The following is a 15,550-nucleotide window of genomic DNA, read 5'->3' as shown; positions in this document are numbered from 1 at the left end:
GGCGGCTACCCCCGACGCCCAGCGCCGAACGTCGCTGCGGCCGCCGCCACGGCACCCACCGCGGCACCCACCGTGCCCACCACCGCGGCGAGCCGCCTCGTCCGCTCCCGCCCGGCCCCGTTCCAGCCGTCGGGCACGCGCCGCGGCCCCTCGGGGACCCGGTGCAGGTTGCCCGACGTCGGCGGCGCGGCGTCGCCTCCCAGGGCGTAGCGGGCGACCTCCTCGGCCAGCACCCGCTCGGCCAGACCGGGCACGACCTTGTGCACGACCAGCAGCATCGAGGTCAGCGGACCGCCCGCCACGACCTCGCGCCGAGGCCTGCGCAACCGGCCGACCACGATCCGCGACACCCGCTCCGGGTCGTAGGTCGGCGGGGCCACCCGCGGCGCCCGGCCGCTCCGGTTGCCCCCGACCCGCCAGATCGGTGTGTCGACCGCACCCGGCAGCACCGTGGCCACGTCCACCCCGGACACCCCGGAGGTGCGCAGCTCCTGGCGCAGGCTCACCCCCAGGCCGCGCAACCCGAACTTCGCCATCGAGTAGGCCGCGCCGTAGGGCAGGGCGACCACGCCGAGGATCGAGGACACGTTGACGATCACGCCGCGCCCGTGCACCAGCATCCCGGGCAGCGCCGCCCGGCAGCCGTGCACCGCGCCCATCAGATCGACGTCCAGGACGCGCCGGTGCTCGGCGAGCGGGACGTCGCAGAACCGGCCGAACGTGATGACCCCCGCACAGTTGACCCACCCGTCGATCCGGCCGAACCGACTGATCGTCTCGGCGGCCACCCGCTCCACGGCGTCGGCGTCGGTGACGTCCGCGGGCAGACCCACGACCCCGTCGAGCTCGGCGAGAGCGGCCTCGTCGCGGGCCACCCCCACGACCGTCGCCCCCTCCGCGACCAGGCGCAGCGCGGTGGCCCGGCCGATCCCGCTCGTCGCGCCGGTCACGACCACGACGCCACCGGCGAGCTGGATGCCCCGCATCACGGGGCCCGCCACTCGCTCGACAGCCGGTGTCGGCCCAGCTCGGCGCGGTCGCGCGGCGCCACCCGGTCGGCGAGGTCGTCGTCGACGACGAGGGTGAGCTCCACCCGGCGTCGGGCGCAGGAGTGGCGGGCGTGCTTGAGCGCGACCAGGGCGCCCGGGGCGACCCGCTCGGCCCGGGTCAGGTCGAGGTGCACCGCGTCGGTCGTCGGTCGCCCGGTCGACGGCAGGGCCAGGCGGGCGTCGAGCAGCCGCAGGAGCCGGACCACCGTCACGGCGTCGAGGTCACCGGTCACCCCGATCACGTACGTCGAGGGGTCCACGGTGCGGACGGAGAGGGAGGGGGCGAGCGGGGAGACGGTCATGGCAGGTCCTCCGGCATCCGGGGTCGAGGGTCCCGGGCGGCGTTTTCACGCGGGCTCCCCGTCCGGCTACCCCGGCACCCGACGATCACACCGACGCGATCCGCGAGCGGGTGAACCAGGGCTGCCCGGGTAGCCCTGCGCCATGACCCGAGACGGCGAGAACCGCGACGAGAACCGCGACGACGAGACCCCCCGCCCCGAGGCCGCCCCGCGCGAGTCGATCCCCGACGACCAGGCGGATGGCGTCGAGCCCATGGCCGAGGTACCGGGCGGGCCGCAGGTGGACGTGCCCGCCGCCCGGGGCCACCTCCCCGACGACGAGGTCCGGTAGGACTTTCCGGAGCGTTCAAGGTTTGGGCGCCGCAGAACCGGGCAGCAGTCCCCCGTGCCGCTCGACGGTCGTCGCCGGCGGCCCTCGGGAGGTGTCGTGGTCGGAGATCGGAGAACCGCCGCCGACGTCCCGAGCGATGCCGTCGCCGCCCACCGGCGCCGACGGCTCGCCGCCGCGGTCCTGCTCGGGGTGGGCGTGCTGGGCCTGCTGGTGGGCTTCGCCTCCGCGAGCCCCGCGGTGGCGACGGCGGCGACGGTGGCGATGACGAGCGGATGGGTGTGGACGTGGTGGCTGCGCGGCCCGAACCCGCCCTGACCGACGACCTCGTGGACGACACCGCCCTCCTCCGCGGCGCGGGCCTGCGCGTGACCGCGCCGCGCAAGGCCGTGCTCGCCGCGGTGCGAGCGAACCCCCCGACACCGAGAGAGGGCTGACGTGACCGACCCGAAACCCCGAGACGAGACCGCGAGCCCGCAGGGCACCGACACCACCGCGAGCCGCAGCGAGAGCGAGAACCCGGCGCTGGCGGGCCCCACGTTCCACCCGGAGCACCGGCCGCGCAGCAACCGCGACTGGTGGCCGGACCAGGTCGAGCTGTCCGTCCTCACCCGGACCTCGCCGGACCCCGACCTGCTGGGCGCCGACTTCGACTACAAGAAGGCCGTCGCGCAGCTGGACTTCGACGCCGTCAAGGCCGACATCGTCTCGGTCATGCGCACCTCGCAGGACTGGTGGCCCGCCGACTGGGGCCACTACGGCCCGCTGTTCATCCGCATGTCCTGGCACGCCGCCGGCACCTACCGCCAGCTCGACGGCCGCGGGGGCGCGGGCGAGGGCGCCCAGCGCTTCGCCCCCCTCCGGTCTCGACGGCGCACGACATCTTCCGGACACTGCTGAACCTCGACGTCGAGTGGGGCACCGCGCGCGACGAGGAGGGCGTGTACGAGGCGCGGGACGCCCAGGGCACCGTCGTGCGCACCGCCACGGCCGTCGATCTCGTGTTCGGTTCGAACTCGATCCTGCGCGGGATGGTCGAGGTCTACTCCGCCGACGACGCCACGGAGCGGTTCGTCCGCGACTTCGTCGCCGCGTGGGTGAAGGTCATGGACCTGGACCGCTACGACCTGCGCTGACGATCCACGACTGTGAGCGGCGATCGTCGCCAGGGCGACTATCGCCGCTCACGGCCAGGGGAGAGGGCCTCTCACCTGCAACGACGCGGCAACAGGAATGTCCTGGGGAGAGCGCCGAACCCGTTCCGCCGGGGCGCCGCGGGGCCTACCGTCTGCCGTCATGAGCGTTCACACCCACGAGCACAGCCACGGCGACACCGCGCACACCCACGAGCACGGGGCGCACGAGCACCAGCACGTCGAGCACAGCCACACCCACAGCCACGACGGCGACTCCCACGAGCACACCCACGCGCACGACGCCGCGGCCGAGCAGGTCCACGAGCACGCGCACTAGACAGCACCGGTCACCACCCGTCACCACCCCGGGTGCGCGGTCGTTGGACCGGTGAGTCGCGAGTGACACCGGGCTCGAACGATGCGTTCTCGCGGTGAGTCCTCGGGTGTGGGCCTTCGGTCTCCTGTGACGGCGCTGCGGCCGGTCGGTTGCCGGCATGGAGTGCAACCGATCGGCCGCTCCCCGCGGTGAACGCGACCGCCGTCGGCTTCGTATATCCGACAAATCGGATGGACGAGCTGAGGGAGACACCCATGACGAGCGTTCTGCACCGCACCCTGCGGGCCGCCACGGTGGCCGCCGTGGTCGCAGGCCTGGCCGCCTTCGGGGCGGGCACCGCGAGCGCCCAGGACGGCGAGGTGGCCGAGCCCGCCGAGTTCACCAGCATGTTCACCGCGATGGCCACCCCGGACATGGTCGTGAACAACGACGGCGTCGCCACGCCGGGCGAGCCCGGCGCGACCGGGACCTTCCACTACCGGCTCAACAGCGAGCTCGAGGTGATCTGCTACGACATCACCCTCGACGGCGTCACCCCGCCCTACCAGAGCCCCGCCCGCACGGCGACGCACATCCACGAGGGGGACGCCGGGTCCGCGGGTCCGCCGCGCATCGCCTTCCCCAACCCCGAGGACGCGGGGGACGGCACCCTGCGCAGCGCGGGCTGCCTGCAGGGACCGTTCACCACGGGCGTCATGGCGAACGGCCAGGACACCGGCACCGGGTTCACCCTCGACCGGATCGAGGCCGACCCGGCGGCGTTCTTCACCGACACCCACACCGCGACGTTCACCGCGGGTGCGGTGCGCGGCCAGCTGACCGAGGTGCCCATGGGCGGGGTCGCGACGGGCGCGGGCGGCGCCGCGACCGAGACCGACACCGGGACCGCTGCGATCGCGCTCGGGGCAGGCGCGGTGCTGGCCGCCGGCGCAGGCGGGGCGGTCTGGCTCCGCCGCCGTGCGTCGGCGTGACCTGGTCCCGCTCGCGGTCGCCGCGCTCCTGACCGTCGGCTGCTCCGCGGCCCCGACACCGCAGCCCGCGGTGTCGGGGCCGCCCGCGAGCACGGGAACCGGCCCGCCGGGCCCGCCCACCGCCGTGCGGATCCCGGCCCTCGGGATCGACACGGCGCCGATCCCCCTCGGCGTGGCCCCGGACGGGACGGCCGAGGTGCCCGCCGACTACGCGCGGGTCGGCTGGTTCGCCGGAGGCGGCCGCAGCGCGGCGACGGTCCTGCTCGGCCACGTCGACTCCCGCAGCGGACCGGCGGTCTTCCACCGCCTCCGCGACCTGGCGGCGGGCGACCGCGTGGAGGTCGAGCGCGGCGGACAGCGCGCGGTCTACGCCGTCGAGCGGGTGGAGCAGGTCGCCAAGGACGCGTTCCCGACGTTCGCGGTGTTCGGCGCGACCGGCGAGGACGTCGTGCGGCTGGTCACCTGCGCGGGCGCGTTCGACCGGGGCGCACGCAGCTACACCGACAACCTCGTGGTCCACGCCGTGCGCACCGGATGAACGATCCGGCGCCCGCGCACGTACGTCCTCCCGGAGGGATGTCCATGGGAGTGGTCCGACGGGCGGCCCCGGTCGCCGGCCCGGCACCGGGAGCGCTCGACACCGAGGTCGGGCTGCGCCGCGCCTACACCGCCTACGGCGCGGAGCTCTACCGCTTCGCGCTGCGGCAGCTGGGCGACGAGGGCGCGGCGCAGGAGGTGGTGCAGGAGGTGTTCCTGCGTGCGTGGCGCCGCGCCGACACCTACGACCCGGAGATCGCGAGCCTGCGCTCGTGGCTGTTCTCGATCGCGCGCAACGCCGTGGTCGACGAGGCCCGCCGGGTCGCCGCCCGCCCCTGGCGGCGGACGCTGACCGACGCACCCCAGGACTCCCCCACCGCCCCGGTCACCGACGGGCTGGACCGGGCGGTCGTCGACACCTGGGTCGTCGAGGAGGCGCTGCGCCGCATCCGCCCCGAGCACCGGGACGCGATCGCCCAGACCCACCTGCGCGGCCGTCCCCACGCCGAGGTGGCCGCCGAGCTCGGCATTCCGATCGGCACCCTGCGCAGCAGGATCTTCTACGGCCTGAAGGCCCTGCGCCTGGCCATGGACGAGATGGGGGTGGAGCGGTGAACGACAGCCACCGCACGATCCGCGAACAGCTCGGCGCGTACCTCCTCGGCGGGCTGACCGCACCGGAGGAGACGGCGCTGGGCGCCCACCTGGACGGCTGCCCCGACTGCCGCGCCGAGCTGGACGACCTGCGCCCGGTCGCGGACGCGCTCGCCGGTGTCGCCCCCCAGGACCTCGCCCACGCCCCGGCCCCGCCGCCGTTCCTGATCGAACGGGTCCTCGACGAGGTCCGCCGCACCCCCCGCCCGGCCGCCGCGCCGCCGCGGCGCCGGGCCCCGCTGCTCGTCGCGGCCGCCGTGGTGGTCGCGGCGCTCGTCGGCGGGGGCGTCGGGTTCATCGCCGGAACCGGGCCGGACGCGCCCCGCGAGGCCGTCGCCGTGCGCACCCTCGCGGGCGGGGTCCAGGCCTCGGCCACGGTGATCCCGCACACCTGGGGCATCGAGATCACCCTCGACGCCGACGGGTTCACCGCGGGCACCCCCTACCGGGTCGTCGTCATCGACGACGCGGGCCGCACCGTCGGCGCGGGCGAGTTCCTCGGCACCGGGGCGGACCCGATGGTGTGCAACCTGAACACCTCGGTCCTGCGGGCCCAGGCCGCCGGGTTCGACGTCCTCGACCCCGACGGCCGCGTCGTCGTCCACGGCGAGCTGTGAGTGAACCGCGGGCGGGCCGGCTCCGAACACAGAGCTGTGTACCGACCTGAACCCGCGGCGCCGCCCGGGGTGAGCGCGGGTCCCGGCCCGCTCACCGAGGAGGACCTCCTCGACGCCCTGGCCGCGGGCGACCGGAGCGCGCTCGCCGGCCTCTACGACCGCTACGGCCGCCAGGCCTGGGCCCTGGCCCGGCGGATCTGCGCCGACGACGCCCACGCCGAGGACGCCGTCCAGGAGGCGTTCCTCGCCGTCTGGCGGGGCGCCGCGCGGTTCGACGCCACCCGGGGACGAGTGGGGACCTGGGTGATGACCCTCGTGCACCACAAGGCCGTCGATCTCGTCCGGCGCGAGGAGGGGGTCCGCCGCCGCACCACCACCCTCGACGAGCAGCAGCCCCTCCCCGCCGCACCCGGCGCGGACGGCGCGGCGCTCGCCTCGGTCACCGCGGCGGCGGTGCGGCGGGCCCTGGCCGCCCTGCCCGAGGAGCAGCGCCACGCGCTCTCCCTGGCCTACTTCGGCGGCTACACCCAGCGCGAGGTCGCCTCGCTGACCGACAGCCCGCTGGGCACGGTGAAGTCCCGGATGTTCGCCGGGCTGGCCCGGTTGCGGACCGCGCTCGGCCCGGTGCTCGCCGAGGGGGACCTCCGATGAGGACCACCACGCCGTGCCCGATGAGCCGCGAGCTCGTCGGTTTCGCGCTGCACGCCCTGGAGCCCGCGGACGAGCTGGCCGTCCAGCACCACGTCGCGGGGTGCGCCGAGTGCACCGCCGCGCTGCCCGACTACCAGTCCCTGCTGGCCGCGCTCGGGCGCGCCATCCCCGAGGCACGCCCGCCCGCCGACCTGCGGGCCCGGATCCTGGACCGGGCGGCGCCGCCGACCACGGCGGGTCCCCGCCCGCACCCACCGGTCCGGCCGGTCCGGCCGACGGTCCTCCCCCGCCACGGGGTCGCGCGGCGCCGGCCGCGCCGCCCGCGCCGACTCGTCGGGACCGTCCTGGCCGTGGCCTGCGCGATCGCCGTGGGCGGACTGGCGGGCGCCGCGGTGGACCGGACCGGTTCGACGCTCGACCGGGCCGTCGCCGCCGTCGCCACGCCGGGTGACGCGCGCTCGACGCTGCACGACGAGGCGGGCACCGCGGTCGCGGCGGTCGTCGCGGGCGACGGGACCACCCGCCTGGTCGTCGCCGCGCTGCCCGCGAACGACGCCACGAACTCGGTGTACGTGCTGTGGGGCATCGGCTCGGGGCAACCGCGCCCCCTGGGGACGTTCGACGCCCGCTCGGCAGGCACCCAGGTCGTCACGCTGGCCGCGGACCCGGGCGCCGTCGGCTACGCGGTGTCCCTGGAACCGGGCCGCGCCGCCCCGACCACACCGAGCCGCGTCGTCGCGAGCGGGCAGGTCTGAGCCCACAGCCGCATTATGGAACCATGATGTCGGTTTCGGGCCCCGAAAACGGCATTATGGTTCCATAATGCGTTCGGTGGGGGTCGTCGGTTGCAGGAGGGCCTCGACCAGCGCTTCCGTGCGCAGGTGGGTGCCCTTCTGGTACTCGGGGTCCCGCACCATGTCCGAGAAGGCGCGCCTGCTGGGGTAGCGCACCAGCAGCACCGCGTCCCACGCCTGCCCGTCCTCCGCGACGACCGGGGCGCCGCCGTAGCCGTAGTAGACGACCTCGGCGCCGAACCGGCCGGACGTCCGCCGGAAGTGCGCGATGTACTCGTCGTAGCGGGCCCGGCCGCCCTCGACGAAGCGCAGCAGGTTCAGCATCGTCACGGGCTCGTCCGGGTCGACGGAGAGGTAGGCCTTGAGATCCGCGCCGGTGGGGTCGATCGCCATGCCGCGCAGTCTGCCTACTCGGCGGCCGGGGCGTCGAGGGCGTCGAGGGCCTCGCCGGACGTGGCGAACACGCTGCCCGGTTCGAGCGCGTCGATGATGCCGTAGCGCTGCAGCAGGTCCGCGACGGGCGGGATGACGTTGGACAGCACCAGCCGGATCCCGGCCGCCCGCAGGCGGGCGCGGACCTGGTCGAGGACGGCGCCCGCGGTGTAGTCGACGTCCCCGATCGCGGCGGCGTCGAGGCAGAACCAGCGCAGCGGCGGACCGCTCCCGGTCAGCGTGGTGACGTCCTCGACGAGGCGGGAGGCGTTGGCGAAGTAGAGGCCGCTGCCGAAGCGGTAGACCACCAGTCCGGGCGCGGTGCGGGCGCCGGGCGTCACGGCGAGGGACTCCCAGTGCCCGGCCGGGGACTTGCGCAGCACGCTGGAGTGTGGCGAGTAGCTGTGCCGCAGGTGGTCGGCGATGGACAGCGCGACGGCCACGAGGATCCCGGTCTGCACCCCGAGCCCGACGACCGCGGCGGCGGTGGCCACGGCCAGCGCGAACTCCGCGCGCCGGACCCGCCACAGCCGACGCAGGCCTGCCAGGTCCACGAGCTCGATCCCGATCACGAACACCACGGCCGCGAGCGCGGCGAGCGGCAGGATCTCCAGCGGCGGGGTCAGGAACAGCACCACGACCACCGTGACGACGGCGGCGCTGAGCTGGGCCAGCTGGCTGCGCCCGCCCGCGGAGGCCACCAGCTGGGTCTTGGTGGGGCTGCCGTTGACCACGAACGTGCCGGTGAACGCGGCGGCGAGGTTCGCCCCGGCCAGCCCGACGACGTCCTGGTCGATGTCCGCGGCCTCGCCGTCCCGGGCGGCGTAGGACCGCGCGGTCGCGGCGCTCTGGGCCAGGATGACCACGATCATCGACAGCGCGACGGGGAACACGGCCCGCACGTCGTCCAGCGACAGCGCGGGCAGCACGAGCACCGGCAGCCCGGCCGGGACCGGCCCGACGTGCGGCACGTCCAGCCCCACCGTGGCCGACACGACGATGGCGGCGACGACCGCGACCAACGCGCCGGGGATCCGGCGATCGACCCGCCGCAGCACCAGGACCAGCACGACCACGGCGGCGGCGACGCCGAGGGCGACCCCGTCGGCCTCGGCGATCCGGCGCCCGATCTCGACCACCCGCGCCGGCACCTCGCGCGCGGCGATCTCCAGGCCGAGCATCTCCCCGAGCTGCCCCACCGCGACGGAGAGCCCCACCCCGGTCAGGAACCCGACCAGCACGGTGCGGGACAGGAAGTTCGCCAGCGCCCCGAGGCGGACGACCCGGGCGAGGACCAGCAGCACGGCGACCACCAGTGCCGTGGTGCCCGCGAGGGCGACCCAGCGGTCGCTGCCGACCGCGGCCAGCCCGACCAGGCCCGCCGCGAGCATGGCCGCGGTGGCCGAGTCGGCGCCGACGACGAGGTGGCGCGAGGCCCCGAGCAGGGCGAACACGACCGCGGGCGCGAGCAGCGTGTACAGGCCCGTCTCGACCGGCATCCCCGCGATCCGCGCGTACCCCAGCACCTCGGGCACGGCCAGCGCGGCGAGGGAGGCCCCGGCGACGGCGTCGGGCAGCAGCCGGGCACGGCGGAGGTCGAGCCCACGGCCGATCCAGCGCAACCGACGACCCCCTCCCGCCCGGCGAGGGGAGAGTACTCAGGCGGCCGCCACCGGCAGCTGGGCCCACACCGTCTTGCCGTCCGCCGGGTCGCGCACGATCCCCCAGGAGGCCAACGCCTCGACCAGGGTGAGGCCGCGCCCACGCAGCCGCCCCAGCCGCGACCGCCCGACGGTCACCGCGGCGGCCCCGTCCGCGTCGTCCACCTCGACCCGCACCGTCGCCCGCCCCGCCACCGCGAGGCGCACCTCGTACGGCGGGGCGCCGTGCTCGAGGGCGTTGGTCACCAGCTCGGTGCAGACCAGCTGCGCGTCCGTCTCGAGATCGCCCGGGGGCAGCGCGTCACGCAGCCACCGTCGCAGCTCGGGCAGACAGGTCGGGTTGGCGAAGCGGCGGCGCAGTCGGACGACCGGCTGCACACCCATGGGACGACCTCCCGCGGCAGGCGAGTGACCTCACGACGTAGCGGAGGTACCCGTCACGCACCGTGTCCAATCGGATTCGGCCGCGACGGTCGAGTCGGTGATCACGGCGCGCAGGTCCCCGGTCCGCGCGTACACCGCCTGCTGCCGGTCCGCCCCCGTGCCCCGCGCGGTCAGCGCCGCCACCAGCTCGCGGACCACGGCCAGGTCACCGGCCGCGTCCAGGGCCTCGGCCACGTGCGCGACGAGCCGGTCGACGACCGCCGCCGCGGGCGCCGGACGTCCGGTGACCGGGTCGACGAGCGCACCCGCCAGGCCGCTGCGGGCCGCCCGCCACAGGTGCAGGCGCAGCTCCTCGGTCCGCACCGGATCCGGCGCCCGACCCGCCCGCCAGTCCCGCGCCGCCGTCTCCACGAGCCCCCGCGCCAACGCGGCGACCAGCACGGCGTCCTCCCGGTCACGGCAGACGTCCGTCACCCGGATCTCCACCGTGGGGTGCCGCACGGACAGGCGGGCGTCGAAGTAGAGCATCCCCTCGTCGACGAGGGTCTCGGTGTCGAGCATCGCCGCGGTCACCCGCTCGTACTCCGCCACCGACCCGAAGATCCCGTACGGCCCGGCCGAGGGCCATCGCGACCACACCTGGTTGCGGAAGCTCGCGTAGCCCGAGGCCTCCCCCGCCCAGAACGGCGAGTTCGCCGACAGCGCGAGCAGCGGGGCGAGCCACGGCCGGATCCGGTCCAGCACGGCGACGCCCTCCTCCGCGTCCGCCACCCCGACGTGCACGTGGCAGCCGCAGGTCAGCTGCTCCCGACCGGTCAGCGCGAACCGTTCGAGGACGTGCAGGTTGCGCTCCTTCGGGAACGCCGTGGGCTCGACGGGCAGCGGGTAGGTGCCCAGCGGTGCCACGGCCGCGCCCCGGCGCGCCGCGGCGCGGGCCGCCTGCGCGCGGGTGCGCTCGAGCTCGGCGGCGAGGTCGGCGAGCGCGACACAGGGCCGGGTCCCGGTCTCGAGCTGCTCGGCGTGGAGCTCCGCCTCCAGCCCGGAGCCGTCCGAGGACTCCGCGCCGGACCCCCCGTCCTGCAGCCGCAGGACGGTCGCCGCGACCGCGCGCGCCGCCCCGTCGGCGGGGTCGACGAGCAGGAACTCCTCCTCCACTCCCACGCTGCGCGGCTCACCGGCCATGGTGTTCCGCCTGCCGCACCGACTCCCCGATCAGCCAGATGGTCGAGGGCCAGAGCCCGACGAACAGGGCCCGCCGCTCGGCGTTCCCCCGCTCCTCCTGGCTGACGGTCTTGGCCCGCACCCACAGCCCGATGCAGAGCCCGACCGAGCCGAGCGAGGCCGCCTGCAGGTGCACGGACCGCACCCCGACGCGATGCAGCAGAGTTCCGATGGTCACGCCGGTAGGTTCCCGGTCCGCCGGGTATCCATGCCGGTGCGTGCACCCCGGTTCTCCCGCCCGAGCGGCGACCGCCGCCGCGTCGCCGCCGTCCTGCGGTGGCCGATCGGCATCGCGGTCGTGTCCTGGCAGTACCTCTGGCGCACGACGGCGATCCGGCGCGTCGACGAGGAGGGTGACGCCTCCGACCTGCCCGATCCCGTGCCGCCGGACCGGCTCGACGACCGGATCCAGCAGGTCCAGGACGGCTACGGCCCGCTGCTGCACCGCCGCTACCGCGTGCGGATCGTGGACGGCTGCCCCGCCGAGGAGCTGATGGCGCGCCTGGCCGCCGACCCGAACCGCTGGGCGCCGTCGGGGATGTCGGTGTTCCGGCGCACCCGCGGCGAGTCGGGGTCGATGAGCGTGGGCGACGAGCTCGTCGTCCGGCTGCCGGGGCCCTGGGACGGCCCGGTGCGGGTGATCACCTCCGGCCCGCGCGGGTTCCGGCTCGCGACGCTGCGCGGGCACCTCGAGGCCGGGCAGATCGAGTTCCGGGTGCGGCCGGACGGCGCGGCCGTCGACTTCGAGATCGAGTCGTGGGCGCGGCCGGGCGACCGGCTCTCCCACGTGCTCTACAACCGCCTGCTGCTGGCCAAGGAGGTCCAGCTGGTGATGTGGACGCAGTCCTGTCTCGGCGTCGCCGCGCTGTCCGGCGGCCGCCGCGACGGGCCCCTGTCCGTGCACACCCGCAGGCTCACCGACCCGGGGTAGCCCCGGCGTCGACGATTCGCACGGTCCAGGCCTCGAACCGGCCGGGCCTGCTTCCCGTGGGGGCCCGGACGATCCCGTCGGGCCCCGGTCGCGGGGCCGTCGCGGGCTCGCCGACCAGCACCTGCAGCCTGCGCAGGGCGTTGCGGTAGAAGCGCTGCTGGGTGTGCCTGCCGAACACCCGGAACCCCAGCCGCAGGATCGGGTTCGCGATCGGGGCCCGCCGGGAGTGCGCGATGATCCGGAACTCCACCCGGCCCGCGTCCAGCAGCTTGGCCACCTCGTAGGTCAGTCGGCCCTGCTCGATGTGCCCGTCCAGGGTCTGGTAAGACCAGCCCACCCGGCGCTCCGGTCCCTCCGGGCCCTCGACCAGCTCGTCGTGCCGGTCGGTGACCCGCACCCCCATCAGCAGGCGCAGCAGCAGGAACCGGCCCTCCAGCACCATCGCCCGCCCGAGCAGGTCGCCGGGCGCGCGGTAGGCGGCCCGCACGATCGCGGGGTCGCTGAACTCGTAGCTGTTCACCAGGTCGACCGCGCGGGCGAACACCCCGTCCGCGGCCGGCTCCCCCGGGGCCTCCCGCCCGAGCACCGCGACGCGGCGGTCCTGGTGCCAGCCCACGGTCACCGCGGGCGGGGCCGCCGCCTCGTCGTAGTTCACGGGCCGGTCGGCCAGCGTGTCGAGCAGGCCGACGACGGGGTCGGCTCGTCGTCCGGGGCGGCGGGGAGTCGGGAGCACACCGGGCCTGTACCCCGTCCGGCGCGCGTGGTCACGCCCCGTCCGGATCCGGGCGGGTCTGGTAGACGTCCGGGACGCCGTCCGCGTCGTCGTCCCGGGCCTCCTCGGCCGCGATGCGCCGGTAGTGGGCGTTGCGGACGCGCAGCACGACCGCGGCGAGCAGCGCCGCGATCAGCGAGGCGGTCAGCACGCCGATCGTCGCGTGGTCGGCGGCCGCCGTGCCGCCGCCGAAGGCGAGCTCGCCGATGAGCAGGGACACGGTGAAGCCGATCCCGGCCAACAACGACACGCCGAACACGTCCCACCAGCTCAGCCCGTCCGCCAACCGGGCCCGGGTGAACCGCTGGGTCAGCCAGGTCCCGCCGAGCACCCCGACGACCTTGCCGACGACGAGCCCGAGGACGACGCCCACCGTGACCCGCTCGGTCAACGACGCGAGGCCGCCCGAGTCCGCGAGGGACACCCCGGCGGCGAAGAACGCGAAGACGGGCACCGCGAACCCCGCGGAGAGCGGGCGGATCCGGTGCTCGAAGCCCTCCGCCAGGCCGGGCTGCACCCGATCGTCCCGGCGGGTGCGGTCGCGCACCGGCACGGTGAAGCCCAGCAGTACCCCGGCGACGGTGGCGTGCACCCCGGACTCGTGCACCAGGAACCAGGTCAGCGCGGCGAGGGGCAGCAGCACCCACCAGGCCCGCACCCGCCGCTGCACCAGGAACCCGAACAGCGCCGGCGGGAGCAGCGCGAGCAGCAGCGCCGCCGGGTCGAGGGAGTCCGTGTAGAAGAGGGCGATGATCGTGATCGCCAGCAGGTCGTCGACCACGGCGAGGGTCAGCAGGAACAGCCGCAGCGCCGTCGGCAGGTGGGTGCCCAGGACCGCGAGGACCGCCACGGCGAAGGCGATGTCGGTGGCCGTGGGAACGGCCCAGCCCACCACGGCGTCGGTCCCGGCGTTGACCAGCACGAAGATCACCGCGGGCGCGGTCATCCCGCCGACGGCGGCCACGATCGGCAGCGCGGCGCGCCGCGGGTCACGCAGGTCGCCCGCGACGAACTCGCGCTTGAGCTCGACCCCGACCACGAAGAAGAAGATCGCCAGCAGCCCGTCCGCGGCCCACGTGGCGAGGTCCAGGTGCAGGGCGCCCGGGCCCACCTGCAGCGCGCCCAGCGCGAAGTAGGCCTCCCGCCACGGCGTGTTGGCCCACACCAGCGCGACGAGCGCCGCCCCCACCAACAGGAGCCCACCCACCGTCTCGGTCCGCAGCACGTCCGCGATCCGGCGGGCCTCCGGCCACGATCCACGGCCGAACAGGGGCAGGCGGGAGAGGGCGGGGCGCACGGGAGACCTCCACGGGAGCAGGGCGGATCATCACGCCGACCAGACTTCCCGGCACACCTGTCGTCGAGGGTAGAGCAGCGGGCGCGCGTCAGCCTGCCGGGGCCGCCCGCCGGATCCGGTGGACCGCGACGTCCGGCGAGGCCGTGGCGGTGGCGGTGACCGCACCCCACCGGCGACAGCCCTCCAGGAAGGCCCGCGCGGGCGGGCGGTGCTGGTCGGCGAGCCACACCTCGCCCGTGTCCCCGACCAGGCGGGGCAACAGGTCCGCGAGCGCCGGGAGGGAGGCGTGGTCGTAGAGCACGTCCGCGGCCAGGACCAGGTCCCACGGGGCGCCGGCGAGCGCGCACCACGGGTCGTCCCAGTCGCAGCGGGCCACCTCGAGCCGCAGCCCGTTGTGGCGGGCGTTGTGCGCCGCGTAGCGCAGCGCCCCCTCCGCCTGGTCGGTGGCGAGCACGCGGGCCCCGCGCTGGGCGGCGACGAGGCTGGGCAGGGCCAGCCCGCAGCCGAGCTCGAGCACCCGGACGCCCGCGAGGTCCGCGCCGCCCACGAGCGCGGCCAGCTCGATGCCGCTGGGCCACGGCTGGGCCCAGTAGGGCGGGTCGCCCGCGTCCCCGTCGTCACCGGTGCCGTGCTCGTAGATGCGCGCCAGGGCGTCCCGGGGGTGGGCGAGCTCGATCCGCCCGGTGGGCAGGTCGAGCACGGTGCGTCCGACGCCGCGCGGGTCGGAGTCCGACTCCGCGCTCGGGGCGTCGCCGTACAGGGTCAGGCCGCGGAAGGCGGACCGCATGGATGCCTCGGGTTCTCTCGCGGACGTGCCCGCGTTCGGGGTGGGACCTGCGGTGGCGGACCGGTCAGAGCCGGAACACGCCGGTGACGGCGGGCCCGGTGTCCGCCTCGTGCAGGTCGAACTGCACCCGGTCGTGGGGGCTGAGGCTCTGGCTCCCGCCGCCGTCGATCTGGGCGCGATGGACCGGGTCAGGGCAGGGGGCGGTCCGCGGTCTCGATCCCGAGCATGTCCAGCAGCTCGCGGCAGTCCCGGGCGTTGTGCGCCTGGCCTGCCACCACTCGGGCGGCCCGGTCGTTCTGCACCTGGCAGGCGACGTCGTAGGCCTCGGCCTGGGCGGCCCACCCCTTCGGCTCCTGAGACGGACCATCGGACGCGAGCCGGACCATGTGGTGCTCCTTGGATCGACCAGCAGTCCCCGACCGCGGCGCGAGCGGCGGTCCCGGGACGAGAACCTGTGCGACGAGTGCCGCACATGGTCACCGGTGCTGTCCGATCAGACCGGTTCAGCCTACGCGCACCGGCACGATTTCGGGGAGTCGGGAACCTTCGGGCCGGTTCGGCCGTTGAGCAGTGCAGGTCGTTCGGTTTTCGAGGTCCGTGTGCACTGCACGCTCGCGAGAACACGCGGTGGAGCAGTGGGTCGGCGTCATGAGGGCGCTCGGGACCTGTTCCGCCCGGGTCGGCCGGGC

General features: G+C 75.5%; 24 protein-coding genes. 13 read left to right on the top strand and 11 right to left on the bottom strand.

From position 1 onward, the window contains the following. Positions 1-5: 5 nt before the first annotated feature. Both BLS43_RS03870 and BLS43_RS03865 read right to left on the bottom strand, forming a co-directional pair. The gene (locus BLS43_RS03870) at positions 6-986 is read right to left on the bottom strand and encodes an SDR family NAD(P)-dependent oxidoreductase (RefSeq protein WP_218129699.1); all 981 of its coding nucleotides are present in this window, start codon (positions 984-986) and stop codon (positions 6-8) included. After that, positions 986-1,351 (bottom strand): hypothetical protein, encoded by a 366-nt coding sequence (locus tag BLS43_RS03865; protein ID WP_093076772.1) that lies wholly within the window; start codon positions 1,349-1,351, stop codon positions 986-988. Before BLS43_RS03865 ends, BLS43_RS03870 begins: the two co-directional genes overlap by 1 nt. Before the next feature lie 142 nt (positions 1,352-1,493). Here BLS43_RS03865 and BLS43_RS03860 point away from each other — a divergent pair, with 142 nt between their 5' ends. From BLS43_RS03860 to BLS43_RS03810, 12 genes are all read left to right on the top strand, one after another. Further along, the gene (locus BLS43_RS03860; protein WP_093076769.1) at positions 1,494-1,682 is read left to right on the top strand and encodes a hypothetical protein; all 189 of its coding nucleotides are present in this window, start codon (positions 1,494-1,496) and stop codon (positions 1,680-1,682) included. A 96-nt stretch (positions 1,683-1,778) separates the two neighbouring features. Next, entirely contained in the window at positions 1,779-1,997 is a 219-nt protein-coding gene (locus BLS43_RS03855; RefSeq protein WP_093076766.1) for a hypothetical protein, read from the top strand. Beyond that, positions 1,967-2,116 carry a hypothetical protein gene (locus tag BLS43_RS29805; RefSeq protein ID WP_176921157.1) on the top strand — a complete coding sequence of 50 codons (150 nt, stop codon included), beginning with the start codon at positions 1,967-1,969 and terminating at the stop codon, positions 2,114-2,116. Before BLS43_RS03855 ends, BLS43_RS29805 begins: the two co-directional genes overlap by 31 nt. 1 nt (position 2,117) lies before the next feature. Continuing rightward, on the top strand, positions 2,118-2,579 hold the full coding sequence (locus tag BLS43_RS03850) for a hypothetical protein (protein WP_093076763.1): 462 nt from the start codon (positions 2,118-2,120) through the stop codon (positions 2,577-2,579). Between the two features lie 41 nt (positions 2,580-2,620). Beyond that, complete coding sequence (locus tag BLS43_RS03845) at positions 2,621-2,815, top strand: hypothetical protein (RefSeq protein WP_093076760.1); 195 nt, start codon at positions 2,621-2,623, stop codon at positions 2,813-2,815. 160 nt (positions 2,816-2,975) lie between these two features. Further along, entirely contained in the window at positions 2,976-3,152 is a 177-nt protein-coding gene (locus BLS43_RS03840) for a zinc transporter Slc39a7 (RefSeq protein ID WP_093076757.1), read from the top strand. Positions 3,153-3,406: 254 nt separating this feature from the next. Further along, complete coding sequence (locus BLS43_RS03835) at positions 3,407-4,123, top strand: CHRD domain-containing protein (RefSeq protein WP_093076754.1); 717 nt, start codon at positions 3,407-3,409, stop codon at positions 4,121-4,123. Then, entirely contained in the window at positions 4,110-4,661 is a 552-nt protein-coding gene (locus tag BLS43_RS03830) for a class F sortase (RefSeq protein ID WP_093076751.1), read from the top strand. The genes BLS43_RS03835 and BLS43_RS03830 overlap by 14 nt, the downstream gene beginning before the upstream one ends. A 44-nt stretch (positions 4,662-4,705) precedes the next feature. Further along, positions 4,706-5,275 (top strand): sigma-70 family RNA polymerase sigma factor, encoded by a 570-nt coding sequence (locus tag BLS43_RS03825; RefSeq protein WP_093077451.1) that lies wholly within the window; start codon positions 4,706-4,708, stop codon positions 5,273-5,275. Beyond that, entirely contained in the window at positions 5,272-5,931 is a 660-nt protein-coding gene (locus BLS43_RS03820; RefSeq protein ID WP_093076749.1) for an anti-sigma factor family protein, read from the top strand. The genes BLS43_RS03825 and BLS43_RS03820 overlap by 4 nt, the downstream gene beginning before the upstream one ends. Before the next feature lie 36 nt (positions 5,932-5,967). Next, the gene (locus BLS43_RS03815; protein WP_093076746.1) at positions 5,968-6,582 is read left to right on the top strand and encodes a sigma-70 family RNA polymerase sigma factor; all 615 of its coding nucleotides are present in this window, start codon (positions 5,968-5,970) and stop codon (positions 6,580-6,582) included. Continuing rightward, positions 6,579-7,337, top strand: coding sequence for an anti-sigma factor (locus BLS43_RS03810; protein WP_093076743.1), 759 nt, complete (start codon positions 6,579-6,581; stop codon positions 7,335-7,337). Before BLS43_RS03815 ends, BLS43_RS03810 begins: the two co-directional genes overlap by 4 nt. 54 nt (positions 7,338-7,391) lie before the next feature. On the opposite strand, the gene BLS43_RS03805 is transcribed toward BLS43_RS03810, so the two are convergent. The 5 genes from BLS43_RS03805 to BLS43_RS03785 are packed head-to-tail and all read right to left on the bottom strand — an operon-like array spanning position 7,392 to position 11,252. Further along, positions 7,392-7,769 carry a DUF1330 domain-containing protein gene (locus BLS43_RS03805; RefSeq protein ID WP_093076740.1) on the bottom strand — a complete coding sequence of 126 codons (378 nt, stop codon included), beginning with the start codon at positions 7,767-7,769 and terminating at the stop codon, positions 7,392-7,394. Positions 7,770-7,783: 14 nt separating this feature from the next. After that, the gene (locus BLS43_RS03800) at positions 7,784-9,430 is read right to left on the bottom strand and encodes a SulP family inorganic anion transporter (RefSeq protein WP_093076737.1); all 1,647 of its coding nucleotides are present in this window, start codon (positions 9,428-9,430) and stop codon (positions 7,784-7,786) included. A 36-nt stretch (positions 9,431-9,466) separates the two neighbouring features. After that, a complete protein-coding gene (locus tag BLS43_RS03795) occupies positions 9,467-9,853 on the bottom strand; it encodes an ATP-binding protein (protein ID WP_093076734.1) in 387 nt (128 codons plus the stop codon). A 30-nt stretch (positions 9,854-9,883) separates the two neighbouring features. Further along, a complete protein-coding gene (locus tag BLS43_RS03790) occupies positions 9,884-11,035 on the bottom strand; it encodes a carboxylate-amine ligase (protein ID WP_093076731.1) in 1,152 nt (383 codons plus the stop codon). Beyond that, positions 11,025-11,252 (bottom strand): hypothetical protein, encoded by a 228-nt coding sequence (locus BLS43_RS03785; RefSeq protein WP_176921156.1) that lies wholly within the window; start codon positions 11,250-11,252, stop codon positions 11,025-11,027. Before BLS43_RS03785 ends, BLS43_RS03790 begins: the two co-directional genes overlap by 11 nt. Positions 11,253-11,282: 30 nt before the next feature. Between BLS43_RS03785 and BLS43_RS03780 the strand changes: the two genes are divergently transcribed. Further along, positions 11,283-12,005 (top strand): DUF1990 family protein, encoded by a 723-nt coding sequence (locus BLS43_RS03780; RefSeq protein WP_093076728.1) that lies wholly within the window; start codon positions 11,283-11,285, stop codon positions 12,003-12,005. Here BLS43_RS03780 and BLS43_RS03775 read toward each other — a convergent pair. From BLS43_RS03775 to BLS43_RS29240, 4 genes are all read right to left on the bottom strand, one after another. Then, positions 11,989-12,738 (bottom strand): DUF1990 family protein, encoded by a 750-nt coding sequence (locus BLS43_RS03775; protein WP_245707279.1) that lies wholly within the window; start codon positions 12,736-12,738, stop codon positions 11,989-11,991. The genes BLS43_RS03780 and BLS43_RS03775 overlap by 17 nt on opposite strands. A gap of 31 nt (positions 12,739-12,769) precedes the next feature. Beyond that, complete coding sequence (gene nhaA, locus BLS43_RS03770) at positions 12,770-14,074, bottom strand: Na+/H+ antiporter NhaA (protein WP_093076725.1); 1,305 nt, start codon at positions 14,072-14,074, stop codon at positions 12,770-12,772. A gap of 88 nt (positions 14,075-14,162) precedes the next feature. After that, a complete protein-coding gene (locus tag BLS43_RS29245; RefSeq protein ID WP_143029930.1) occupies positions 14,163-14,861 on the bottom strand; it encodes a class I SAM-dependent methyltransferase in 699 nt (232 codons plus the stop codon). 188 nt (positions 14,862-15,049) lie between these two features. After that, positions 15,050-15,247 carry a hypothetical protein gene (locus BLS43_RS29240; protein WP_143029929.1) on the bottom strand — a complete coding sequence of 66 codons (198 nt, stop codon included), beginning with the start codon at positions 15,245-15,247 and terminating at the stop codon, positions 15,050-15,052. Positions 15,248-15,550 lie beyond the last annotated feature (303 nt).

Source organism: Pseudonocardia oroxyli, from assembly GCF_900102195.1.
Taxonomy (GTDB): Bacteria; Actinomycetota; Actinomycetes; order Mycobacteriales; family Pseudonocardiaceae; genus Pseudonocardia; species Pseudonocardia oroxyli.
The sequence above is the reverse complement of the archived record's forward strand: the minus strand, read 5'-3'. Positions and strand labels throughout refer to the sequence as shown.

Bases quoted from the DNA above. Each gene is read 5' to 3' on its own strand.
- BLS43_RS03870 (WP_218129699.1), bottom strand. From the start codon at position 986: ATGCGGGGCATCCAGCTCGCCGGTGGCGTCGTGGTCGTGACCGGCGCG.
- BLS43_RS03865 (WP_093076772.1), bottom strand. From the start codon at position 1,351: ATGACCGTCTCCCCGCTCGCCCCCTCCCTCTCCGTCCGCACCGTGGAC.
- BLS43_RS03860 (WP_093076769.1), top strand. From the start codon at position 1,494: ATGACCCGAGACGGCGAGAACCGCGACGAGAACCGCGACGACGAGACC.
- BLS43_RS03840 (WP_093076757.1), top strand. From the start codon at position 2,976: ATGAGCGTTCACACCCACGAGCACAGCCACGGCGACACCGCGCACACC.
- BLS43_RS03835 (WP_093076754.1), top strand. From the start codon at position 3,407: ATGACGAGCGTTCTGCACCGCACCCTGCGGGCCGCCACGGTGGCCGCC.
- BLS43_RS03825 (WP_093077451.1), top strand. From the start codon at position 4,706: ATGGGAGTGGTCCGACGGGCGGCCCCGGTCGCCGGCCCGGCACCGGGA.
- BLS43_RS03810 (WP_093076743.1), top strand. From the start codon at position 6,579: ATGAGGACCACCACGCCGTGCCCGATGAGCCGCGAGCTCGTCGGTTTC.
- BLS43_RS03805 (WP_093076740.1), bottom strand. From the start codon at position 7,769: ATGGCGATCGACCCCACCGGCGCGGATCTCAAGGCCTACCTCTCCGTC.
- BLS43_RS03795 (WP_093076734.1), bottom strand. From the start codon at position 9,853: ATGGGTGTGCAGCCGGTCGTCCGACTGCGCCGCCGCTTCGCCAACCCG.
- BLS43_RS03790 (WP_093076731.1), bottom strand. From the start codon at position 11,035: ATGGCCGGTGAGCCGCGCAGCGTGGGAGTGGAGGAGGAGTTCCTGCTC.
- BLS43_RS03780 (WP_093076728.1), top strand. From the start codon at position 11,283: ATGCCGGTGCGTGCACCCCGGTTCTCCCGCCCGAGCGGCGACCGCCGC.
- BLS43_RS29245 (WP_143029930.1), bottom strand. From the start codon at position 14,861: ATGCGGTCCGCCTTCCGCGGCCTGACCCTGTACGGCGACGCCCCGAGC.
- BLS43_RS29240 (WP_143029929.1), bottom strand. From the start codon at position 15,247: ATGGTCCGGCTCGCGTCCGATGGTCCGTCTCAGGAGCCGAAGGGGTGG.